Annotated in this window: 22 protein-coding genes, 1 other RNA gene and 1 pseudogene; 10 read left to right on the top strand and 14 right to left on the bottom strand. The window is 41.8% G+C overall.

What is annotated here, in order from left to right:
* The first annotated feature begins 100 nt into the window (after nucleotides 1-100).
* Complete coding sequence (locus PseudUWO311_RS22715) at nucleotides 101-865, top strand: PspA/IM30 family protein (RefSeq protein WP_142657504.1); 765 nt, start codon at nucleotides 101-103, stop codon at nucleotides 863-865.
* A 199-nt stretch (nucleotides 866-1,064) separates the two neighbouring features.
* Nucleotides 1,065-1,769 carry a PspA/IM30 family protein gene (locus PseudUWO311_RS22710; RefSeq protein ID WP_142657503.1) on the top strand — a complete coding sequence of 235 codons (705 nt, stop codon included), beginning with the start codon at nucleotides 1,065-1,067 and terminating at the stop codon, nucleotides 1,767-1,769.
* A gap of 69 nt (nucleotides 1,770-1,838) precedes the next feature.
* Here the strand turns inward: PseudUWO311_RS22710 and PseudUWO311_RS22705 are convergent, their stop codons facing one another.
* The 4 genes from PseudUWO311_RS22705 to rseP all read right to left on the bottom strand — a co-directional run bounded on the left by PseudUWO311_RS22705 (nucleotide 1,839) and on the right by rseP (nucleotide 5,879).
* Entirely contained in the window at nucleotides 1,839-2,498 is a 660-nt protein-coding gene (locus PseudUWO311_RS22705) for a DnaJ domain-containing protein (protein ID WP_142657502.1), read from the bottom strand.
* A gap of 41 nt (nucleotides 2,499-2,539) precedes the next feature.
* The gene (locus PseudUWO311_RS24245; RefSeq protein ID WP_190303625.1) at nucleotides 2,540-2,707 is read right to left on the bottom strand and encodes a hypothetical protein; all 168 of its coding nucleotides are present in this window, start codon (nucleotides 2,705-2,707) and stop codon (nucleotides 2,540-2,542) included.
* 116 nt (nucleotides 2,708-2,823) lie between these two features.
* Complete coding sequence (gene typA, locus PseudUWO311_RS22700) at nucleotides 2,824-4,617, bottom strand: translational GTPase TypA (protein WP_142657501.1); 1,794 nt, start codon at nucleotides 4,615-4,617, stop codon at nucleotides 2,824-2,826.
* Nucleotides 4,618-4,790: 173 nt separating this feature from the next.
* Nucleotides 4,791-5,879 (bottom strand): RIP metalloprotease RseP, encoded by a 1,089-nt coding sequence (rseP, locus tag PseudUWO311_RS22695; protein ID WP_142657500.1) that lies wholly within the window; start codon nucleotides 5,877-5,879, stop codon nucleotides 4,791-4,793.
* A gap of 397 nt (nucleotides 5,880-6,276) precedes the next feature.
* On the opposite strand from rseP, the gene PseudUWO311_RS22690 reads away from it, so the two are divergent.
* The gene (locus PseudUWO311_RS22690; RefSeq protein WP_142657499.1) at nucleotides 6,277-6,804 is read left to right on the top strand and encodes a DoxX family protein; all 528 of its coding nucleotides are present in this window, start codon (nucleotides 6,277-6,279) and stop codon (nucleotides 6,802-6,804) included.
* A 669-nt stretch (nucleotides 6,805-7,473) separates the two neighbouring features.
* Nucleotides 7,474-7,803, top strand: coding sequence for an RNA recognition motif domain-containing protein (locus PseudUWO311_RS22685; protein WP_094528354.1), 330 nt, complete (start codon nucleotides 7,474-7,476; stop codon nucleotides 7,801-7,803).
* 67 nt (nucleotides 7,804-7,870) lie between these two features.
* On the opposite strand, the gene PseudUWO311_RS22680 is transcribed toward PseudUWO311_RS22685, so the two are convergent.
* From PseudUWO311_RS22680 to ssrA, 6 genes are all read right to left on the bottom strand, one after another.
* Nucleotides 7,871-8,269: a ferredoxin gene (locus PseudUWO311_RS22680; RefSeq protein WP_142657498.1), complete on the bottom strand. Its 399-nt coding sequence runs from the start codon at nucleotides 8,267-8,269 to the stop codon at nucleotides 7,871-7,873.
* On the bottom strand, nucleotides 8,262-8,648 hold the full coding sequence (locus PseudUWO311_RS22675) for a DUF1257 domain-containing protein (protein ID WP_103667824.1): 387 nt from the start codon (nucleotides 8,646-8,648) through the stop codon (nucleotides 8,262-8,264). Before PseudUWO311_RS22675 ends, PseudUWO311_RS22680 begins: the two co-directional genes overlap by 8 nt.
* A gap of 106 nt (nucleotides 8,649-8,754) precedes the next feature.
* Nucleotides 8,755-8,988 carry a DUF2997 domain-containing protein gene (locus PseudUWO311_RS22670; protein ID WP_142657497.1) on the bottom strand — a complete coding sequence of 78 codons (234 nt, stop codon included), beginning with the start codon at nucleotides 8,986-8,988 and terminating at the stop codon, nucleotides 8,755-8,757.
* A 214-nt stretch (nucleotides 8,989-9,202) separates the two neighbouring features.
* Nucleotides 9,203-9,706, bottom strand: coding sequence for a DUF29 domain-containing protein (locus tag PseudUWO311_RS22665; protein ID WP_142657496.1), 504 nt, complete (start codon nucleotides 9,704-9,706; stop codon nucleotides 9,203-9,205).
* Nucleotides 9,707-9,722: 16 nt separating this feature from the next.
* On the bottom strand, nucleotides 9,723-10,319 hold the full coding sequence (locus tag PseudUWO311_RS22660; RefSeq protein ID WP_142657495.1) for a hypothetical protein: 597 nt from the start codon (nucleotides 10,317-10,319) through the stop codon (nucleotides 9,723-9,725).
* Between the two features lie 159 nt (nucleotides 10,320-10,478).
* Nucleotides 10,479-10,866, bottom strand: a transfer-messenger RNA (tmRNA) gene (gene ssrA / locus PseudUWO311_RS22655).
* Between the two features lie 239 nt (nucleotides 10,867-11,105).
* On the opposite strand from ssrA, the gene PseudUWO311_RS22650 reads away from it, so the two are divergent.
* Nucleotides 11,106-12,002, top strand: a complete 897-nt coding sequence (locus tag PseudUWO311_RS22650) for a hypothetical protein (protein WP_142657494.1) — start codon at nucleotides 11,106-11,108, stop codon at nucleotides 12,000-12,002.
* Nucleotides 12,003-12,182: 180 nt separating this feature from the next.
* Nucleotides 12,183-13,307 (top strand): metal ABC transporter solute-binding protein, Zn/Mn family, encoded by a 1,125-nt coding sequence (locus PseudUWO311_RS22645; protein ID WP_142657493.1) that lies wholly within the window; start codon nucleotides 12,183-12,185, stop codon nucleotides 13,305-13,307.
* A gap of 272 nt (nucleotides 13,308-13,579) precedes the next feature.
* On the opposite strand, the gene PseudUWO311_RS22640 is transcribed toward PseudUWO311_RS22645, so the two are convergent.
* Nucleotides 13,580-14,458 (bottom strand): metal ABC transporter permease, encoded by an 879-nt coding sequence (locus PseudUWO311_RS22640; protein WP_142657492.1) that lies wholly within the window; start codon nucleotides 14,456-14,458, stop codon nucleotides 13,580-13,582.
* 14 nt (nucleotides 14,459-14,472) lie between these two features.
* The gene (locus PseudUWO311_RS22635) at nucleotides 14,473-15,210 is read right to left on the bottom strand and encodes a metal ABC transporter ATP-binding protein (RefSeq protein WP_142657509.1); all 738 of its coding nucleotides are present in this window, start codon (nucleotides 15,208-15,210) and stop codon (nucleotides 14,473-14,475) included.
* Between the two features lie 319 nt (nucleotides 15,211-15,529).
* Between PseudUWO311_RS22635 and PseudUWO311_RS24515 the strand changes: the two genes are divergently transcribed.
* The 3 genes from PseudUWO311_RS24515 (at nucleotide 15,530) to PseudUWO311_RS22620 (ending at nucleotide 17,890) form a co-directional block, all read left to right on the top strand.
* A complete protein-coding gene (locus tag PseudUWO311_RS24515; protein ID WP_223807701.1) occupies nucleotides 15,530-15,682 on the top strand; it encodes a hypothetical protein in 153 nt (50 codons plus the stop codon).
* 14 nt (nucleotides 15,683-15,696) lie between these two features.
* Nucleotides 15,697-16,662, top strand: a complete 966-nt coding sequence (locus tag PseudUWO311_RS22625) for a CobW family GTP-binding protein (RefSeq protein WP_142657491.1) — start codon at nucleotides 15,697-15,699, stop codon at nucleotides 16,660-16,662.
* Nucleotides 16,663-16,756: 94 nt separating this feature from the next.
* On the top strand, nucleotides 16,757-17,890 hold the full coding sequence (locus tag PseudUWO311_RS22620) for a hypothetical protein (protein ID WP_142657490.1): 1,134 nt from the start codon (nucleotides 16,757-16,759) through the stop codon (nucleotides 17,888-17,890).
* 215 nt (nucleotides 17,891-18,105) lie between these two features.
* On the opposite strand, the gene PseudUWO311_RS22615 is transcribed toward PseudUWO311_RS22620, so the two are convergent.
* Both PseudUWO311_RS22615 and PseudUWO311_RS22610 read right to left on the bottom strand, forming a co-directional pair.
* A complete protein-coding gene (locus tag PseudUWO311_RS22615; RefSeq protein WP_142657489.1) occupies nucleotides 18,106-19,788 on the bottom strand; it encodes an iron uptake porin in 1,683 nt (560 codons plus the stop codon).
* Nucleotides 19,789-19,878: 90 nt separating this feature from the next.
* The gene (locus PseudUWO311_RS22610; RefSeq protein WP_142657488.1) at nucleotides 19,879-20,871 is read right to left on the bottom strand and encodes a metal ABC transporter solute-binding protein, Zn/Mn family; all 993 of its coding nucleotides are present in this window, start codon (nucleotides 20,869-20,871) and stop codon (nucleotides 19,879-19,881) included.
* Nucleotides 20,872-20,983: 112 nt separating this feature from the next.
* On the opposite strand from PseudUWO311_RS22610, the pseudogene PseudUWO311_RS22605 reads away from it, so the two are divergent.
* A pseudogene (locus PseudUWO311_RS22605) lies at nucleotides 20,984-21,169 on the top strand (GTP-binding protein); the annotation flags it as partial.
* Nucleotides 21,170-21,290 lie beyond the last annotated feature (121 nt).

Here is a 21,290-nt window from a genome sequence, read left to right as displayed (position 1 = left end):
ATAGACATAAAAGTATAGGTGAAGCTCTGCTTCACCTATACTTTTATGGTGTTCATGATAGTATGTAAACAATTTACTCCCTAACGCAAAGGACAGGATTATGGGATTACTCGATCGCATTGGTATGGTGGTCAAGTCCAATGTAAATGCAATGGTTACGGCGGCTGAAGATCCAGAAAAAATTCTGGAGCAATCAATCATTGATATGCAAGAAGATTTGGTGCAATTGCGCCAAGCTGTCGCTCAATCAATGGCTGCCCTGAAGCGCCAAGAGCAACAATATAATCAAAGTGCTTCTCAGGCACAAGAATGGGAAAAACGGGCTATGTTAGCTCTCCAAAAAGGAGACGAAAACCTAGCGAGGGAAGCACTTAGCCGTAAGAAAACCCACGGCGATGCCGCCGCGACCTTGAAAACTGGTTTAGATCAGCAGACATCGCAAGTAGATCTACTCAAGAAAAACTTAATTGCGATCGAAGGCAAGATCTCTGAGGCAAAAACCAAGAAAGAGATGCTCAAGGCTCGTATGCAGTCTGCTAAGGCTCAAGAGAACCTCAACAATATGTTGGGCAAGGTTAATACCAACTCTGCCGCCGCTACTTTTGAGCGGATGGAAGAGCGTGTCCTCATGGCTGAAGCTAGGGCTGGGGCTAGTGCTGAACTTGGAATGGATAATCTGGAGTCTCAGTTTGCTCAGCTAGAAGCGGGTAGTGGGGTTGATGATGAATTAGCAGCACTCAAAGCGAAAATGATGACGGGTAGCCCCGCATCTCAGGGTGCTTTGCCTCCATCGGATGCGGCTAAGCCTACTGTTGGCGCTGCGATCGATGCTGAGCTTGAAGCTCTTCGTCGTCAAATGGGTTAATCGCTCGAAATTAATTTACAAGACGTTTTTTAATTAACATCAACAAGAGTCACAACTAAAAAAATAAAAGTCAGCGCTTAGCGCTGACTTTTATTTTTTTAGTTGTGTTTTGGTATTATTGCTATAAAAAGAGAAAAAGCTAAAAACTTGCTCATGATATTATGTAGAGGATTCACTCTTTAGGACAAAGGAAAGGATTATGGGACTACCTGAACGCATTATTATGGTGCTCAAGTCCAATCTAAATGCAATTGTCTCGGCTGCTGAAGATCCTGAAAAGATCCTGGAGCAATTGATCTTTGATATGCAAGAAGATTTGGCGCAATTGCGCCAAGCTACCACGCAGGCGATCGCATCATTAAAAATCCAAGAGCAACAATACAACCAAAGTACAACAGAGGCTCAAGAATGGGAAAGACGAGCAATGTTGGCTATCCAAAAAGGGGATGATGCCCTAGCTAAGGAAGCGCTCAGCCGCAAAAAGACCCATACTGAATCAGCGAATACTCTAAAAGCTGGCTTGCAACAACAAACAGGGCAAGTGGAGTTGCTTAAGAAAAATCTAACCGCGATCGCAGGTAAGATTGCTGAAGCTAAATCTAAGAAAGAATTGCTTAAAGTCCGTTTACAAACGAGTAAGTCTCAAGAAAAGCTCAACAATATATTGGGCAGTGTAAATGCTAATTCGGCAGAAGCTACTTTTGCCCGCATGGAAGAGAAGATTTTAAAAGCGGAAGCTTTGGCAAGTGCTACTGCTGAGCTTAATGCTGATGAACTAGGCTCTAAGTTTGCACAGCTAGAATCAGGTAGTGATATTGATGACGAATTAGCGGCGCTTAAAGCCAAAATAATGATCGTGAATTCTGCTTCACAGAGTGCTTTACCACCATCGGATGCTACTTAGCTAATAAAAAACTAAAAGTTCTCTTTTCTATTGCTTTTGATAAGAGTAAAAACGATATATTGTGTGATCTCAATTTTTTGTTTTCAGTAATTGAACTCTCTCTAAGTCTCGCTTAACTTCAAAACTAAGTTCGCGATTTTTAGGATCAGTATTGAGTGCTTTATTGAGATAGATTTCCGCTTCGCGTAACTTCCCATTTAAAATCAATTCACTACTCCATCGGTGGTAAGTTACAGCCTTCCAATGGATTACTTCTGGTGAGTTTGGAAATCTTTCGCTCATTCCCTCGACAACCGCGATCGCAACGACATATTTTTTTTGCTTGAGCAAATCTTGCACGCGCCGTAACATATCTAATTTGAGCTTCAGTTCTGGATCGCTATTAATTGGATCAACTTGATTATTGACTTGTTTCACCTCGATCTTGATTTTTGGGTGAGGCTGAGGAGGTTTGTTGGGAGCTTTGGGTGGTGGTGGTGCAGGTTGCGATCGCATTGCATTTGCAGCTTCTTTTTTAGCAAATAGCTCCTTATTCAAATCCTCTTTGTCTGAATCTTTGAGCATTTTGTATGCTTCCTGCACCAACCGAAACTTATCAGTTGCCGTGGGATCATTCTGATTAACATCAGGGTGATACTTTCGGGCCAGACGACGATAGGCAACCTTAATGTCATCTAAGGTAGCATTGCGGGGAACTCCTAAGAGTCGATAGCATTCGGATAAGTGCATGAAGTGAAGTGTGAATATAGGAAGCCGAGCAGAATTTGCAACTATTCTGGCTTTTTGCGAATCGTGTATTTTCCTTTAGGCGTAATTGGAGAACCTTTGTTGCCCTCAACCAGCTTGATGTACTTATCCAAAGCCTCCTCTTTTGTCGCATGTTCGGAAATAACATGCACTTTGCGACTGCCAACTAGCTCGAGGACAACTTGATGCATAAGTAAATATCTAGGAAATAGCCTTAAAACTGTAAAAAACAGTTTAGCAAATATAAACCCATAAAGTAAAAGGGGGCGCTTTGCGCCCCCTTTTACTTTATGGGAGTTGTTAATGTTTAGCGCTTCGCAAATTTCTTGGTGAGCTTACGTAAACGAATTGACTCTGGTGTGACCTCAAGGATTTCATCGGGACCGATGTATTCCAAGGCGCGTTCCAGACTCATCTCAATGGGGGCTTGCAACTGGACGATGTCATCAGCACCAGCTGCACGCATGTTAGTAAGCTGCTTACTCTTACATACGTTCAGCTCCATGTCTTGAGGACGATTATTCTCACCGATGATCATGCCTTTATAAACTTTCGTTCCAGGCTTAATGAAGAAAACGCCGCGATCTTCAGCATTCTTTAAGGAGAACTCAGTGGCTACGCCTTCTTCAAAGGAAATCAATACACCATTACGACGGGCACTAATTTCTCCTGCTGAAGGACGGTAATCGAGGAAACTGTGGTTCATGATGCCAGCGCCACGGGTTGCTCGCATGAAGTCACCACGGAAGCCGATCAGTCCGCGAGCAGGAACAACAAACTCTAACTGAGAGCGACCACTGCTGGACATTTGCATATCGACCATTTCAGCGCGACGTTGACCAAGTCGCTCGATACAACCGCCGACTGCATCTTCAGGAACGTCAAGTACCAGACATTCGTATGGTTCGCATTGCTTGCCGTTGAGTTCACGGTAAATAACTTGAGGCTGGGTAACTTGGAATTCGTAACCTTCGCGGCGCATGGTTTCGATCAAGATGCCAAGGTGCAATTCGCCGCGTCCTGCTACTGCAAAGCGATCGGGGAATTCAGGGTTTTCTTGAACGCGCAAGGCTACGTTGGTTTCGAGTTCGCGCATCAGGCGATCGCGCACTTGACGAGTGGTTACTAACTTACCTTCTTGACCAACAAATGGCGAGTCATTAACGCAGAAGGTCATCTGCAAAGTGGGTTCGTCCACCTTGATCATAGGTAAAGCTGAAGGCTCATTGGGACAGGTAATGGTTTCGCCAATGTTAGCAGTCGCAAACCCTGAAACCGCAACAATGTTGCCAGCGGAAGAGGTTTGCAGTTCAACCCGCTTCAGTCCATCGAATCCTAAAAGCTTGGTGATTTTACCTTTTACGATTGAGCCATCTCCAGAAATCAGTGCTGCTTGTTGACCAGAGGTAATTGTCCCATTGTGAATCTTGCCGATGACAATGCGACCGAGATACTCGGAATAGTCAAGAGTGGTAACTTGCAACTGTAAAGGCTTTTCGGGATCGCCAACTGGTGGTGAGAAGTGGTGCAAAATCGCCTCAAACAGAGGCTTCATATCAATACTTTCGTCTTCTAGTTTTTCTTTGGCGAATCCACCCATGCCTGAAGCGAATAAGTAGGGGAAGTCACACTGGTCATCATCTGCGCCAAGTTCGAGGAAAAGATCGAGTACTTTACTGACAGCAACATGGGGATCAGCAAATTCGCGATCAATTTTGTTGATTACCACCATTGGGCGTAATCCCTTTTCTAGCGCTTTTTTTAGCACAAAGCGTGTCTGGGGCATTGGACCTTCATTGGCATCAACGATTAGTAGACAGCCTTCGACCATGCCAAGTACACGCTCAACTTCGCCACCAAAGTCAGCGTGTCCAGGGGTGTCAACGATGTTGATTAGAGTGTCTTTGTATTTAACGGCAGTATTTTTTGAAAGGATGGTAATGCCGCGCTCACGCTCTAAGTCGTTGGAGTCCATCACACATTCGACAAGGGCTTCACCTTCACGAAAAGCGCCTGACTGTCTGAGGAGTGCGTCTACTAGAGTGGTTTTGCCGTGATCGACGTGGGCGATGATGGCGACATTGCGGATAGGGAGAGACATGGGTGATGTATCGAGTTGATCGAAAAACTTATTATTTCTTTATCTATTATGCTTGAGTTTGTCAAAAAACTTTGTGTTTATGACCACTTGCAGTAATCATCAATACAAAAATAAAGGCAGCTCTTTGAGCTGCCTTTATTTTTGTTTGTGTAATGAGCACTGTAAATCCTTTGCTATAAAGGACTTAACCCACTTTGTTGAATTAAGTTAAATGAGTCTTTGAAAATCATCACTACGCCTAAACCTAGCAGAATTACTAAGCCGCCTTGCATGACATTATTTTGTAATTCTTCGGGTAAGGGCTTGCCGCCACGTAAAGCTTCAATTAGCAAAAATACTAATTGACCACCATCCAGAGCTGGCAAAGGCAAGATATTAATAATTGCAAGGTTAATACTGATAATTGCCGTGAAATCAAATAATGCTGCGGCATCAGACTTAACTAGCTCAGAACCCATTGCCACGATCGCTACGGGGCCAGATAGCTGAGAAGCCGTATTCTGAAAATTCGTAGCCAGTTGTTTTAGTCCTTGGACAGTCATCACTACTAAACGCTCAAAACTTTTAGTAGCATTGTCAAAGGCTTCGGCTAGGTTCTTCACAGCTCGACGGTGAGGCTTGCCAGTGAAGTCTAGTCTTACGCCGATGCGACCCTTACCTGATTCGCCATCTGGCAAGATTGGCACTTGCAACAATTTGCCATCACGCATTACTTGCAAATCAACATTTTGATTGGCATTTTTAGAAATCAAAGTTTGAAAGCGATCTAGCGTGTTGAGGCTCGTATCAAAGTTTGTCCCATTTGCTGAGAGGACGATATCACCTGCTTGTAAACCAGAAATTGCTGCGGGTGCATTTGGCTCAAGTATTTTTGTGATTCTTACCCCTGGTTGATCGACTGTGCCGATGCCAACACTTAATGTCATTACTAATAAGACTAAGTAAGCAAAGACAAAATTGGCAATTACTCCTGCGCTGATGACGATCGCTCGATCCATAATCGGACGATTTTTCATCAAATTGGGATCGTCTGTAGGAATGTCGCTCTCTTCATCGTCATCAGGAAAACCAACATAGCCGCCAAGGGGAATTGCTCGGAGCGCATATTCTGTTTGTTTGCCTTGATATTTCCATAGCACGGGACCAAACCCAATCGAAAATCGATTGACATGAATGCCCTGTACACGAGCCGCCATAAAGTGACCGAGTTCGTGTACCAAAATCAGAATCGCAAGAACGGCAATTGCAGGCAAGGCGGACATAGGCTTCGCTCTAATAGTTGAGAATTTCTTAGATTTTTAATGTTGTAAGTAGTTGGGCACAATTAAGTTCAAACTCTCAAAATCTGCACTGCCCGCTGCGTGGGCGGTGCAGATTTTGGCTCTGATTTTTTATTGTGCCGAGGTACTTGAGGTATTTATGCAATACATAAAGATTGCTTAGTTTGCGATCGTAGCACAACGAAAAAGTCAAATGTTTGGTAAAGATTTTCGCTCGTCGCTTAACCCAAAGAAGGGCAAGACCCTATGAGCCGCAATACTTTTTTAATTATTGGATGAGTTGCATTATAAAAACTTATGTTAAGATTGATGTATAAAAGTCATGAATTATTGCAATCCTTTAAGTTTTATTAACTAAATTATTACCTAATGCGCTGAAATGAACAACACAACTCGCATCGCCGCTTCAATTATTCGTTTAATACTCGGTTCAGATTCTGCGCCTGTTTCGTTAACTCAAGCTTCACTTCTTTTGCTAAGGGTTGTGCTTGGGACGATGATGATCCATAACGGTTTCGATAAACTATCTGATATTTCTGGTTTTGCTGAAGCCTATGTCGAGGTGATCGGTTTGCCATTCCCGATTTTCTTTGCCTATTGTGCTGCTCTTACTGAAGTAGTTGCCTCGCCTCTACTAATCCTTGGTTTTTTAACTAGACCAGCGGCTTTGGGGTTGTTTGCAACTATGTTGGTAGCTAATTATCATCACATCTTAGTTGGTGGGTTCTCGATTCCATCCATTGAGTTATCTTCGATTTATGCTGTATCTTTTGCATTTTTCGCAGTTTATGGTGCTGGGAACTACGCAATTGATACTCTAATTGCCAAATCATTAGATAAATTTTTGTCAGTTTCTTCAAACGTCGATGCGATCGCTCAATCAGTAAGAGTGACTGTTAATAAGTAGATCCTCTCTAAAACAGAAAAAGGGGCGCAAAGCGCCCCTTTTTCTGTTTTAGAGATCTCTATAATACAAATTCACAAAAGTGTGACAACATTTTTGTGAATTAAGAATCAAACTCTGTAAAGGTTTTAAAAACACAAAATGGCTACGCCATTTTGTGTTTTTAGATAAAAGCAAAATATGTGATGTAAAACACTTTTCTACTTATTCTTTCATTATGTCAATGGACTTAGTAGAAATCATCCAATAGTGAGTGTGGGGATTTGCCCCACACTCACTATTGGATAATGTGAATGGGGTAAAGTTGTTTTCGTAAAAGCGATCGCTTTTCGGATTTGAATGTGATTCTTGAAATTCAGGTTAAACGGTATCACTCTTTACGTTTTTATGTAAAAAAAGTAGGCAAAAATATTCTTGGATGGGGATTCTGAACAAACTTAAAATCAAAAAACGTAGGTATTACTTCCTACTTTTTCTCTTTTGCCATGAGATTGCGTAAATATTTTCAAGATAAGCAACTAATTTAAGATGACTACGCTAGAATATGTGCGGATGAGTATTTCTAGATCGCATGTTTGTTTTCAGTATTGACAGTCGTCTTCTGTTTCATCGTGGCAGGCTTCTTTCCGAAATCTCTATCTCTACACATATCTGATTGTTGAAGCAAGTATTATGTCTATTTATGTTGGTAATCTCTCTTACGAGGTTACAGAAGATGATTTGAAAGCCGTATTTGCAGAATATGGCAAAATCACCCGCGTTCATCTACCGATTGATCGCGAGTCAGGTCGTCCACGTGGTTTCGCTTTTGTTGAAATGACTGATGAGAAGGAAGAAGATGCTGCGATCGAAGCATTAGACGAAGCTGAATGGATGGGACGTGCTCTCAAAGTGAATAAGGCTAAGCCTCGCGAAAGCTCTGACTCCTTTGGTGGTGGCAGAGGTGGCTTTAAAGGCGGCGGTGGTCGTCCATCTGGCGGCGGCGGTGGTCGTCGTTACTAAATAAAAAAGAAGGGGCGCGAAGCACCCCTTCTTTAAAAAACTAAAAGGGGACGCAAAGCGTCCCCTTTTAGTTTTTTAAATTGATAGCACGCCGTAAGGCTGAGCCATCGCCAATAATTCCTAAATTTTGAATGATTTGATGCTTTCGGGCTTCTTCGAGTTTGTTAAGGTCGTTGTAATTGACCCAAGCAATACAGTCTACTGGACAGGTATCGATCGCCTCTTGGACTAAATCTTCTTCATCCCCATCTTGAGCGATTACCCTAGCGCGTCCATAATCTTCTTCTAAAAAAAAAGTACTGCTTGCCGTATGAGCGCAGTGACCACAACCAATACATACCGTTTCATCAACAAACACAGCGTTTTGCCGCAGTTCCCCACCAAGTTCAGGCTCAAAGCCTGTGCGATCGCACATCTCTGAATCTGAACTGCTGGGAACCTGAGTATGTACTGACAAATTATCCATTCCAGCGCTGTAAAACTAGGCGAACTGAGCCATCTTCACGCACTTGCTTTTCGGATAGTGCAAATCCCTGTTCGCTAGATTCACCCATCACTGTGGCGATCGCATAGCCTTGAGTGACCTTTCTTAAGAAACTTTCTACAGTCCAAGGCTGTTGCCAAAACTGCATATCAGCAACTAGAGCATATTCAGAGCCATTCCACTGAAAGCCGACATCATAACCATTGTCTTGCTCAATTACCACCTCAGCCGATGTGGTCGTGCCTTCATGTCCACGCATGGGCGAAGCGCCAGATTTCCAGTTGACTCCTAAGTCAGTGAGAGCCTTTTGCAAAGGCTCTAGGCTGCGGATTTGTGTTTTTACTTGGCTGAAATGTGACATAGGGTTTATCCTGACTTCGATCTAAATGGCTAATGGTCGAAAACTATAACTTTTGTATTTTATATATCTGCTATATCTGTGGAAACTGGGATACATATCAGTTTTACTACCATTGGCTAAATCCCGAAGCGTCAGTATCTGACACGCGATCAAGTTGCGTAGCTGACTGAGTGGTTACCTGCTGCTGAGCAAAGTTTTCGGAAGTAAGCTCTCTATGAGCAACTATCCCAAGCTTTGCTTCGATCGCGGCGGTTACCTCAGCACAACTAGAACCGATAATGCCTGTTACACGCTCTTCGACTCGTCCATCTGGGTAAATAATGAATTCCAGAGTTTCCATGCTGGTTCTAGCTATTGAGTTAATAGACAGTTTGACTCAAAGTTCCTATAAACGTCAAGAAATTAGATCGCAAAATCAAAATGCTTTTTTGATGATTGTAATAGAGCGATCGCAATGCTCTGTATATGTTTTAATCTTTTGGTTAACTTCTTAAATTTAGTTTAAGTTTCTTGGCTTTACCAAAACTGTACAAAAACACACCCTAAGACATAGTCTAATCAAACGGAAATTGTAGATCGAGGATTTGGGCGATCTCGTAGGGACATTCTGAAGGCAGATCATCAATATCTAGAGGCGTTTCTCGCAACACTAAATTAACTCCCTGTCGAAATCCCTTTTGGACAGCCTCATCAAGATAAGGCTTTAAACTGGGATTTTCTTTTAAAATATCTAAAATTTCGTCTCTTTGCTCTCGAATGGTTGCCCTCCAGCTTTTGCCGCGTAACTCAGTCTGAAACTGCCACTTCAACAAATGCCCGATTAAAACTCCTAGTCGATTGCGTAGTTCCTGCTTTTGCTGCTTACCCAAAGATGAAATCTCCTCCACCAAATTTTCGATATCTAAAGCCTGCCATGCCCCCAAACGCAATAACTCACACTGTTCTTGAGTCCAAGCATAAAAATCTTGTTCATATTGATTAGCCGATGGACTAGCTTGATCACTAGCGTGATTATGGCAATCGCCTTGCAAGTCTTGTTTCAATTCTGTTTTCAGCATCGATACTTCCTCATTACTAATCAGCTACCTTTACTGTGCCATATTTCATATCTATAGAGACAGCAACCTTGGATTTGTCGCGGCTTGCCTCAATCGGAAAAGTTGCTATATCACCTTGAAAGATTGGCTTCTCAAAAAAGCAAGGGCAAGAGAGTATGGTCGTCGTAAATGGCAAAATCCATACTCTCTGTCTAATTTCAGTGGAGTAATACTTGCATTCAGTTCGGCTATCAGGTGGCCAGCAGGTATTTTCATAAATATAGAGAATCGTGGGTAAACCTTGAACTTGATACGTTGCGACTGGACGGTGTAAATCAAGATAAAACGCTATGTGGATAAATAAAATGAGTGGTGCTGCTAGAGTGAAAATCGCTAAAAATGGGAAAAAGATAAATGGGCGAAATAACTTAACTCTCTGGTTACGCGCAGTCTGAGATCGCCACCTGAATGCAAAAACTATCGTCAGGATAAAAAATATCAATATAGCGATCGGCTGGACTATTTCCCATGTCGGAATCATCTGCACAAAGAACATACCGACAAGCGCAGGCAAGCAAGATAGGAGAATTATCTGCTTTAGATATTGAGGATTTGTGAATATTTGTTTATACACTTCTTGGCTAGTCCCTAGTATTTTTTAGCAATTTGCTATAAACAATAATTGAATGGCGGCGCTTCGCGCCGCCATTCAATTATTGGGTTTTATGGACTAGTGCACTTGGCAACAGATATAAAAAAGGCACTTGCTTAGCAAGTGCCTTTTTTATTAGATTAATGGAATCGGGCAGAGTCGAACTGCCGTCCGCACTAGCGCCTAACCTCCCAGTCATTCACAGGTTTATCCGATTTGATCCTCACGGAGGGAATTACTAATTATCTCTAGTAACCAAAGATGCACTGATAAAGTCTTGAGCAAATAACCTACCAGAGAAAGTTATAAGCAGCATCCGTTGGGGGTTGGAGTGACATATTTAACGGAGTCATACATCACACCTCGAAACCGAAAAGGTTCTTAGGCGGCTACAGGAGCTGCTTTACGAGAGAAAGATACAATGTTGTTCGCATGTACTTGTTTGAATCATTGATTTACGAGAGATAATTCGCTCTCGACCTGCATCAAAGGATAGCTTCTACTAACACGTCGAAACCCTTACGATCCCTTATGGATTTAATAATAGCATAATAAAAATTGGTTTTGATGAAATTACACCGACGGCGTAATTTCATCAAAACCAATTTGAGGGGAGAGCCTCAGGCTCTCCCCTCAAATTGGTTTCATAATGAGAATTGCTGTAAGTCTCACGAGCTACGTCCTTTTGCAAGCAAAAGGGATAAAATAATTTTTTTGTTTCAGCTCTTGTTGCTGTAAAGAAAATAACGATAAGCAGAGGTTGATAAAGTGGCTATTGCAATTACAGAGACGGAATATATATCTTCTAAAGAACTTAAAGAGTTGCATGGTTTTACTGACCCGTCGATCAAAAAGTTTTTGGGTGAATGCGACATGACTCAGAGCAATCCCAAAAGCAAAAGTGCGGCTCCGATTAGACTATATAGCATTGAACGGGTTAACGCAGTTTTAGCGGATCAGGCTTTCATTGAATGGCAAAACAAGAAACAATCATCAACCTCAAAGCAAAAACAAGCTGTTGTCAATATTGAAGTAGTTTCTAAGACTGAGGCTATTGAGACTAGACAAGACCCACAAATTGAAGCCTTTGATTTTGATGGTGGACTATCAGACTTAAAAACAGCAGATTGGGATGATTTTCAATGGGAATATTTTCGGGTTGAACATGAGAATAAGTTCTCAGAAGAGCAGAAATTACATGCTGTTATAACAGTTAAAAAGATGTTGGCTGCATCCTATTGGTTTGTACCTGACGATTTTTTTAATGCATTTAGTCAATATGGCAAGGGGGGGACAGATATCCCAGACTTAGTACATGCATACAAATCAAGTATCTTGACAAATGGATGGAGAGGAATTCCCCTAACGAGCTTGATGATTTGCGATCGCAAATCTCCTACCAAAATGATGTTAGATGCTGGACACCACCGATGGAATGCTCTCAAGGAATTATGGGAAGCGAAGGAACTTACTACCGATTTTAAGATTCCTGTCTTTGATTTAAAGCGATTGCGTCCAATCGTGAGGGATCAATATAATCCAAGTCTGGAATTTGCTTTGCGTTTTGCGGTTACAGGTGGCACATTAGGTCATGACTTTGCCCTGAGAGTAATTGCGAAAAATTGGTTTACAAGACTTTGCACTGGTGTTGATTGCTCTTACTGAGCTTGGGTTTATAGCTTACATAAAACCCAAGAAGAGAATGGCAGCGCGAAGCGTCGCCATTCTCTTCTTGGGTTTTGAATTACTAAGGAAATATTCTTCGAGATCGGTTTGTAGCCTATTTTTATGCTCTCCAAAGGTATTATGATAATCATTATCATAATACCTTTGGAGAGCATAAAAATGCGCTTAAAGACATCTACAAAATTATCTTCAAAGCTAGGCTCCACGAGATATTCGAGCAAAGGATTTAAAATTTATTCGGCAGCGGTAGTAATTGCGATCGCTAGCAGTATTACTGCTTGTACTGTCACCACTCCCACTGCGACGACTACGACTACGGCAGCTACTTCGACCGCAGCCGCATCTCCTGCAAAAACAGAAAGCTTACCTCTAGTCGTGGCGACAAACTCTGTAGCATGTGCCTTGGCTAAACAAATTGCTGGCGATACGATTGATCTGAAATGTCTGATTGAAGCGGGTACTGATCCTCATCTTTATCAACCTAAGCCCGATGATCGTAAAGCGATCGACTCTGCAAAGTTAGTTCTCTATGGTGGTTATGACTTTGAGCCAAGTCTGATCAAATTAATTCAAGCTAGTTCTAATACAGCGCCCAAAATAGCGGTTAACGAGGTTGCTGTGCCAAGTCCCTTGATGTCTGAAGACGGACATGACCATGCTCATGATAAAGAAGAAAAAAAGGATGCTAAATCTGAAAAACCTGATAAAAAAGCTGAAAAAGAAGCCGATCCCCATGTTTGGAACAATGCTCAGAATGGCATCAAAATTACTCAGGCAATTAGTAAAAGCTTAAGTACAATTCGTCCCGATCAGGCAGAAACTTATGCCAAAAATACTGCCAAAATCGTCAGCGAACTTGAGCAAATTGATGTTTGGATCAAGGCTCAAATTGCTACAATTCCAGAAGCTTCACGCAAGCTGGTCACGACTCATGATGCCCTTGGCTATTATGCCAAAGCCTATGGCATTCCCGTTGAAGGTGCTTTAAATGGAATTAGCACTGACGAGCAACCAACACCAACCAGAGTTAAAGAACTCGTTGAGGTGATTAAAACTAGCAAAGTTCCTACCATTTTTGCGGAAGTATCGATCAATCCAAAGTTGATTACGACCGTTGCGAAGGAAGCTAATGTCAAAGTTTCCGATCGCGAACTCTATGCCGATGGGTTGGGTGCAAAAGGTAGTGAAGCTGAAACCTATGCTGGGATGTTGATTGCAAATACTCGCACGATTGTCGAGGGATTGGGTGGCAAGTACACCGCATTTCAATTGACAACGCCTTAGCGAAAAATTAACAATCTTAGGACTTACGTAAAAGAATGTAATATTAGGGGGAATTCATGAATTTCCCCTAGTAAGAAATGAGAGTTTCAAGTCATTTTTGCGTAATTCCTTAACCTCGGAGGAAATCATGCTGCATTATCAAAATCAAACAATCGCACCAAGTGGTGGCTTAAATCCCATAAAGTTGTGCAGGCTCTGCCTGCACAACTTTACTTATTCGGACGATGCGTTATAGCAAGAGCAAAAAATTTGACAAAAGTTGAGGTGATTATTTATCTATCTATCTTAATTTTGCGCAGCAAAGTCTTTGCTCTTCTGGTAACAGCTCGTTTTGTTAGAATCCCTTGCGAAGGGCTAAATAGTAATGCTAACAAGAAAAATCCTGAAATAATCAACACGATCGCACTGCCTGAAGGAACGTTTTGATAATAGCTGACGTACATCCCGCTGACACTTGCAATCACCCCAATTATTGCCCCTAAAACCATCATTAAATGTAATTCTCTCACTAATAGATAGGCAGTTGCGGCGGGGCCAGTGAGTAGAGAGACAACTAGCACCACACCGACCGATTGCATACTAGCAATGATCGTCAGCGTAATTCCTGCCATTAGCCCAAAGTGAATGAAATGCACGGGTAAGCCCATTGCCTTGGCAGCTAAGGGATCGAAGCAATAGAAGATTAATTCTTGGTAAAAGATGGCGACACAGGATAAAACTGCGATCGCAATGATCAAAGTTCGCCATAGATCAGCACTAGTAACTCCTAAAATATCGCCAAATAGAAAGCTATGCAGATCTAATTTACTTTTGAGGGTGGTAATCAACATCACGCCCAAAGCTAAAAATCCCGAAAATACTAAAGCCATCGCTGTATCAACCTTAATTTTGGAATGGGTCTGAATCCATGCCACCACAAAAGTACTAATCGTTCCTGCGATGAATGCACCAAGAAAAATATCCATCCCAATATAAAAGGCGATCGCTAATCCTGGTAAGACTGCATGGGCAACCACATCACCGAGAAGCCCCATATGCTGAACGATCAGATAGCTACCAACTACCGCCGATAAAATCCCAATCAGAACACCGATCTCGATCGCATTTCTCATAAACTCGAATCCCAAAGGCTCAATCAACCAATTCAACATAAATTTTGTTCCAATTAGGTAAGTTCTTTCTGCATCAAAATCACGCTATCGCCATAGGCTCGTTTAATGTTCTGTGTGGTAATCACCGCATCGCGATCACCTTCAGCGATGAGTTCTTTATTTAGCAGCAACAGGCGATCGTAATTATCCAAATTGGAACCAAGATCGTGAGTAATCACTAACAGAATTTTGTTTTGAGATTTTAATTCCGCAAACACATCAAAAATTACGGCTTCAGTTTTCTTATCCACGCCCACAAATGGCTCATCAAAAAATAGTAGTTCGGCTTCTTGGGCGATCGCTCTAGCGAGAAATACACGTTGTTGCTGGCCGCCAGATAACTCGCCAATTTGGCGATCGCGCAAATCCCACATACCGACACGATGAAGTGCTGATTTAACAATGCTTTCACAATGACAACCAGACTTCTTGATCCAGCCTAGCCAATTGCGATGGCGGGTGCGAGACATCATCACCGCTCCCCATACAGTCACAGGAAAATCCCAATCGACCTGCGATCGCTGCGGCACATAGGCAACCTTGCGGAGTTGTCGGTGCAAGGATCGTGATCGATAGCGCACATGACCGCTAGAAGCTGGAACTAAACCTAAGATGGCTTTGAAAACTGTACTTTTGCCAGCTCCATTGGGGCCAATTACCGCCACCATTTGCCCAGAAGCGATCGCAAAGCTGACATCTTCCACTGCACTGACATCGTGATAGCTGACTCCTAGATGCTCGACTTCTAACATATTTTTTTTGCTTTTAATTTGCAAAGATTCGGGTAAGTAGATGGACATAATTAATTGCAAACCCAAACCTTTAGGATTGCGACGGGCACAATCCTAAAGGTTTGGGTAATTTATTCTGCACAGGCATTTATTGGCTTGATAATGATTATCATTCTTGATACAATTAAAACACCTCAGCGCCATCTTGTCGCCATCCTATATGTCCATAGACCTGTTCCCGCGCAAACCTGTCGTTTACCCAGAGCAATTACAACAGCTCAAAGATTGGCTATATGAAATTTTGTAAATTGATCGCCACACGATTATTTCTATTAATCAATTGCAATGCCAAGACTCTGGCTGTCCACCGATCCAGACTGCGATCGCGATTATGACTAGTCCGCATCGCGTAATTCGGATTCATAAAGCAATCCCCGATATCGCCTATGTCGATGTGATAAGTGCGATCGCTAATTCCACTCCTAACCGTTAATTTTTCATAAACCTATGACTACAAGCTTATCTCAAATTCCCGTTACTGTCTTGACAGGCTACCTCGGCGCAGGCAAAACCACTTTGCTCAATCGTATTCTCACCCATGAGCATGGCAAAAAGGTTGCCGTAATCGTCAATGAATTTGGTGAAGTTGGCATCGATCATAAATTGGTAGTTAATGCAGATGAAGAAATCTTTGAGATGAATAATGGTTGTATTTGCTGCACTGTGCGCGGTGACTTGATCAGAATTATCACAAACCTGATGCGCCGCCGTGACAAATTCGATCATTTAGTGATTGAAACTACGGGCTTAGCCGATCCTGCACCCGTAATTCAGACCTTCTTCGTTGATGAAGATGTCAGTACCAAAACCAAGCTAGATGCAGTGGTCACCGTCGTTGATGCTAAACATATCTCTCAGCATTGGGATGCAGAAGAAGCGCAGGAGCAAATCGCTTTTGCGGATATCATTTTACTCAACAAAACTGATCTAGTTAGTGAAACAGAACTATTAGAGCTAGAACAACGCATTAAATCCATGAACTTGATGTGTAAAATCTATCGCACTCAAAACTCTGAGATTGAGATGGATGCAGTTTTAGGCGTTGGTGCATTTCAGCTAGATCGAGCATTGCAAATAGATCCTGAGTTTCTCGGTGAAGATGCCCACGAACATGACGACACAGTGAAATCTGTTGCGATCGTTGAAGAAGGAGAACTATATTTGCCAAAAGTCAATGCTTGGATTAGCAGGCTACCTCGCGAACAGGGTGTAGATATTTTTAGGATGAAGGGAATTCTCAATATCAAAGGAATTGAGGAACGGTTTGTGTTTCAAGGTGTGCATATGTTATTTGATGCTACACGCGATCGCCTATGGAGTCCAGATGAGCATCGCCAAAATGAGTTAGTATTCATCGGACGAAACCTTGACCCAGAGAAGCTAAAATCCGATTTTCTTAATTGTATGTATTGAAGAGAATCTAAATGTTTTTAGTTCTTGTAATAGTATGAGCCAATTCAAATTTTTTAAGAATAGAGAACATTTTCTTTTTTCATTATGGACTTGGATGTTGTTATTTTCTTTGGGATTTCATATTGTGCTACTGTTGCTGCCGAGTACGCTTAAACCAAAAACTGATACAACAAACACAGTCAATAAGACTGAATTAGAGGGAATTAGGGTTATTGAATTACCATCTAATCGGACAATTACTTCTCCAAAGGATTCTCCTAATTCTTCTTTTCAATCTAATTCTAAAGCTAATTCTTTGAGAATAATTAATAAAACTATTGACAAAACTCCAGAATCAAATTCAAATCTATCTCTAAATAGAAACTTAAATAACAGCTCAAATAATAACTTAGATAATCCTTCTTCTAAACCAGAAATACAGCAAGATCAGCCAAACTCTAAACCTGCATCCAATCAGAATTTAGAATCTCAAAACGAGGCAAAAAAACAAAATCTAGAAGCGAAAAAAAATTCCAACGATCCATTTATTGATTTTCCCAAATATCCCAATGCGGAAATTGGCTCATGGGGATTACTTCAAGGGCAAGAGGATTTGGCAAGTCAGCAAACAGGCGATCGCCAAGATGTTGTCGCCTCCTATTTTGAAAGAGAATTACAAGCTAGAGGCTATGAAATAAAAATCTTATCAAGCGACTCCAAGCAAAAAGTTTATCAAATATTTAAAGGTGGACTGAACAAGTTTCTCAATTTAATAGTTCGTGATGGAAAGGGAACAGCAATCGTCCTTGCTAGTCAAGCACTGGATATAAATAAATTGCAAGCCTTATCTGTAGCCAGTAAAGCGGAGACGGATTTTGATATTGTTCTCAAACAGCTAAGTGAGTTGGGCGCTCAAAGGATCGCCATTCCAGAATTTTATTTTGCTCAACCAGAAAAGTTTTATGCGATGTCTGCAAAAGAGCGAGGTAGCTATGACATTGCTAAACCCAAACTTGGTTTTGATGGTAATTTCGTTGTCATTTTATCCAAAAGCCCCGAACAGGTATTCAGTAATTTCTTTGCACCTAACTTTCAAAACAGCAAATTTGAAGTTTCTCAAATGTCTAATTACGGTGGCGGCTTAGTTTACAAAGTGAAGCAAGGTTCTTTTGTGAGATATCTCAATCTATTACCAACCCAAAGCGGTGTCGGTACAATCGTTGTCATCTGGGAAAATTTACCCCTCTAGCAAAAGTAGATATGCCAAAAGTTGAAGCAAGATTGTGCTGCAAGCTTAAGCTTGCAGCACAATCTCTGATTGCCAATCTTAAGTATATGTATATAATTTATTACACATCCAAACCCTTAAAGTTGCCCCCCATAGGGGCACAACTTTTACTTAAGATTTTCTGACGGTCAAAGACACGCGATCCCATCCAATTTCTTTCAATAGATAATCTCTACTTAAAAACTAAATACAGTTCTCAACGTGCCAACGGTGATCGTACTGTTATTACTGTTGTTATTTGGATTAAAGATAAACTGAAGATCGGGAGTAATACTGATACGATCGGAGATAGGGAATTTATAGAATAATTCCACATTAGTTTGAGTGGCATTACCCACATTACTTTCGATTAATGGTTGTCCGATCGCGATTCCTGCTAATGCTCCTTCTTTAAATAAGTCGGGAAACGAAACCCCAGCAGACCAAGTTTGAGGATTGATAGAACTATTGGTAGAGTTTGTATAGCTAGGAAGTGCCGCAGCAATTGTATCGATAGGATTGTTGATAGAGCCAAATCCATAGCGCCCAAAGACAGCGATCGTATCGGTCAAAGCCCACTCAAGGTTCAAGCCAACTGTGCTGTAATTGAGATTATTCACCGCAGCAGATGTATATTGCAGACGCACAGTAAAAGGGTTATCACCTTCACTGTTTGTGGGAGAAAATGCCAGCTCAAAAGTTCCTTGATAAGAATCTCCAAATAGACCTTGATTAATAATTCCATTGGGAGCAACAGCAGGCGCTGTAGGCGTTGGGCTATTAGCATTTGCAGCAACATATCCTGCTCTCAAAGTAAAAGCGCTACCTCCAAAGTTCCATGCCACTACTGCGCCTGCGCCAGGTCCATTTATAGGCATGGTAAGAGGATTATTATTAAACAAATGCGCGGAAAAATCGCTGGATTCGTCGTTAGCAAAGCCGTTTTGATCTAACCCATCATTTAGCGAAATAACTGGGCCAACAGAAACCCTTACATCTCGACCAACAGTGAAATCATAACGCAAAATTCCAAGTCTTGCCGTATTAGCTACCTGACTGTAATCAAATTGGGAACTGTTAGCAAATCCTGTATATCCTAAAAACGTGCCGTTAGCAGAATCGAGGTTATTAAGAACATTGGAACCATTATTTCCAACTTCCAACCGAGTAACGAGCAGATCATCCCCCTTAAAAGTGGTGTTAAAGTTTAGGCGCACCCTACTAATTACTGTCGCGTTAGCCTTACCAGAAAGTCTCGTGGGACTTCCAGTTGCCGATAAGAGATTATCAGTACCCGAACCACTTGCCGAGACAGCTACGATTGCTTGACCGACAAGTTTGGTGGTAGTAGAAAATTGCTGAGCCTCGATTTTAGCGGTTTTCGCATCAAGCGCATCAACTCGTCCTCGCAAAGTAGAAAGTTCTGAAGCAAATTCTTCTTGCAATTTTTGTAATGTGGCAAGATCGGTTTTGCTAACTTTGTCCGCTAGACCAGATGCAATAATGTCGTTGATTTTATCGAGACAGGCATTTAAACCTGCTGCAAATTCATAACGGCTTGTGGCTTGCTTCCCGCGAAAACTGAGATCGGGATAACCTGCAATACAACCATAGCGCTCCACAAGAGATTGTAGGGCTGTAAAAGCCCAATCTGTAGGACGCACATCGCTGAGTTGTGAAACTGCTGTGACGTTTTCTACAACGACAGTTTTACCAATTACATCTTGGCTTGGTGGTAGAGATTGCGCTGATAATTGGCTAGTTGATGGAATTGTTTGAGCGGATACACTCGATATATCACTGGATATAATCCCAAAAGCAGAAATAGCGATTGCTCCTGCCAGAGACATTTGGGCTAATTCAGATTGAAGGTTCGACATGGATTACTTCCTCACACTTACTTGTATATCAATAGAATTTCCAGTCGAAAGTTGCCAGAATGCAGTCTTCGACTGGGGAACTACTCACAATTATTTATATGTCAATGAATTGGTAGCCGATGTAGCATTAAAGGGTGTAAATCTGCCACCTAGTCCTTCTACGATTGTTTTAGTATTGGCAATGAAGAACTTTTGATAGGTGTCACCATCACTTCCTATTTCGCCCAGCCCATCAGCATATAATGGATGTTCTGCTACCTTGACGTTAGCCTCTCTTGCTACGGCATTAATCAATTTTGGATTGATCGTCAGTTCTGCAAAAATAATTGGCACACCTTCTGTTTTGATGGAATTCACTAGATCTGCTACGCGCTTTGGCGTTGCTTGTTCTTCGGTGCTGACTCCCTGTAATGCACCTGAGACAGGAATACCATAGGCTTTGGAATAGTAGCCAAAAGCATCGTGGGTCGTTACCAATTTGCGCTGATTTGGAGGAATTGTTGCAATTTGGTCTTTAATCCAGCTATGGATTTGTGAAAGTTCGGCACTTAACTTTCCTGCATTAGCTGCATACAGTCCAGTCTTATCAGGTTGTACCTGAATGAGACTGGCTTTCACGATTCCAACAATTTGCGCTCCATTGCGAGCGCTATGAAAGACATGGGGATCGTTGACAGTCTTACCATCATCTTCAAATTGTTGCGGGACAGGAACTGCAAGCTCGTCCACTGCCACTTTTGGAGAACTGTTGGGAGTAGCTTTGATAAGCTTAATAATCTGCGGTTCAAAGTTGTAACCAGCATAGAGAACCAAATCGGCTTGCGCGATCGCTAGGCGATCGTAAGGTTTAGGGACATATTCGTGGGGGTCGGCACCAGGCTCGATCAGGCAATTCAGATCGATCGTATCTTGAGCAATTTGCTTGGTGACATCACAAAGTACGCTTGTTGTAGCCACAACTTTGGGCTTGCTTTGTGCCATAACTGCGCTCAGCCCCAAAGATAAATAACTAGCCGAGACAGTTACAACCGAGAGAAAAATGGTTTTCCAAGGTTGGTGTTTGGCAAAAAAGTTGGTTGGCATAGTTTCTAAGAAGGGTATGCTTAAAAGAATGATAATCATTATCATATAATACTATGTAAATAGTAACCATAGTCTCTTGGCAAGTCAACTCAAAAATAAGCTAGAAAATATCATGCAAACTCCTCAACTCGATATCCCTAAACGTGGAATGCCTGTAACGATTGTCACGGGTTTTCTGGGTAGTGGAAAAACGACCCTTCTCAATCAAATCCTCAAAAATCGTCAGGATCTTAAAGTGGCGGTTTTGGTGAATGAATTTGGCGACATTAACATTGATGGACAGTTACTTGTCGATATTAGACTTGTCGGGAAACAAAAGCAAGGTATAGAGGCAACTTCACATTTATTTCTGCACTTCAATCCCTAATTAAACAAACACACGTTCATCGAAATAAATTGAAGCATAACAGAGATTCAAT

The organism is Pseudanabaena sp. UWO311 (genome assembly GCF_006937785.1).
Taxonomy (GTDB): Bacteria; Cyanobacteriota; Cyanobacteriia; order Pseudanabaenales; family Pseudanabaenaceae; genus Pseudanabaena.
Note: the sequence above shows the minus strand (reverse complement) of the source record. Positions and strands in the feature narration are given on the sequence as shown.

Bases quoted from the DNA above. Each gene is read 5' to 3' on its own strand.
- PseudUWO311_RS22715 (WP_142657504.1), top strand. From the start codon at position 101: ATGGGATTACTCGATCGCATTGGTATGGTGGTCAAGTCCAATGTAAAT.
- PseudUWO311_RS22710 (WP_142657503.1), top strand. From the start codon at position 1,065: ATGGGACTACCTGAACGCATTATTATGGTGCTCAAGTCCAATCTAAAT.
- PseudUWO311_RS22705 (WP_142657502.1), bottom strand. From the start codon at position 2,498: ATGCACTTATCCGAATGCTATCGACTCTTAGGAGTTCCCCGCAATGCT.
- PseudUWO311_RS24245 (WP_190303625.1), bottom strand. From the start codon at position 2,707: ATGCATCAAGTTGTCCTCGAGCTAGTTGGCAGTCGCAAAGTGCATGTT.
- typA (WP_142657501.1), bottom strand. From the start codon at position 4,617: ATGTCTCTCCCTATCCGCAATGTCGCCATCATCGCCCACGTCGATCAC.
- rseP (WP_142657500.1), bottom strand. From the start codon at position 5,879: ATGTCCGCCTTGCCTGCAATTGCCGTTCTTGCGATTCTGATTTTGGTA.
- PseudUWO311_RS22690 (WP_142657499.1), top strand. From the start codon at position 6,277: ATGAACAACACAACTCGCATCGCCGCTTCAATTATTCGTTTAATACTC.
- PseudUWO311_RS22685 (WP_094528354.1), top strand. From the start codon at position 7,474: ATGTCTATTTATGTTGGTAATCTCTCTTACGAGGTTACAGAAGATGAT.
- PseudUWO311_RS22680 (WP_142657498.1), bottom strand. From the start codon at position 8,269: ATGGATAATTTGTCAGTACATACTCAGGTTCCCAGCAGTTCAGATTCA.
- PseudUWO311_RS22675 (WP_103667824.1), bottom strand. From the start codon at position 8,648: ATGTCACATTTCAGCCAAGTAAAAACACAAATCCGCAGCCTAGAGCCT.
- PseudUWO311_RS22670 (WP_142657497.1), bottom strand. From the start codon at position 8,988: ATGGAAACTCTGGAATTCATTATTTACCCAGATGGACGAGTCGAAGAG.
- PseudUWO311_RS22665 (WP_142657496.1), bottom strand. From the start codon at position 9,706: ATGCTGAAAACAGAATTGAAACAAGACTTGCAAGGCGATTGCCATAAT.
- PseudUWO311_RS22645 (WP_142657493.1), top strand. From the start codon at position 12,183: ATGCGCTTAAAGACATCTACAAAATTATCTTCAAAGCTAGGCTCCACG.
- PseudUWO311_RS22640 (WP_142657492.1), bottom strand. From the start codon at position 14,458: ATGTTGAATTGGTTGATTGAGCCTTTGGGATTCGAGTTTATGAGAAAT.
- PseudUWO311_RS22635 (WP_142657509.1), bottom strand. From the start codon at position 15,210: ATGTTAGAAGTCGAGCATCTAGGAGTCAGCTATCACGATGTCAGTGCA.
- PseudUWO311_RS22625 (WP_142657491.1), top strand. From the start codon at position 15,697: ATGACTACAAGCTTATCTCAAATTCCCGTTACTGTCTTGACAGGCTAC.
- PseudUWO311_RS22620 (WP_142657490.1), top strand. From the start codon at position 16,757: ATGTTGTTATTTTCTTTGGGATTTCATATTGTGCTACTGTTGCTGCCG.
- PseudUWO311_RS22615 (WP_142657489.1), bottom strand. From the start codon at position 19,788: ATGTCGAACCTTCAATCTGAATTAGCCCAAATGTCTCTGGCAGGAGCA.
- PseudUWO311_RS22610 (WP_142657488.1), bottom strand. From the start codon at position 20,871: ATGCCAACCAACTTTTTTGCCAAACACCAACCTTGGAAAACCATTTTT.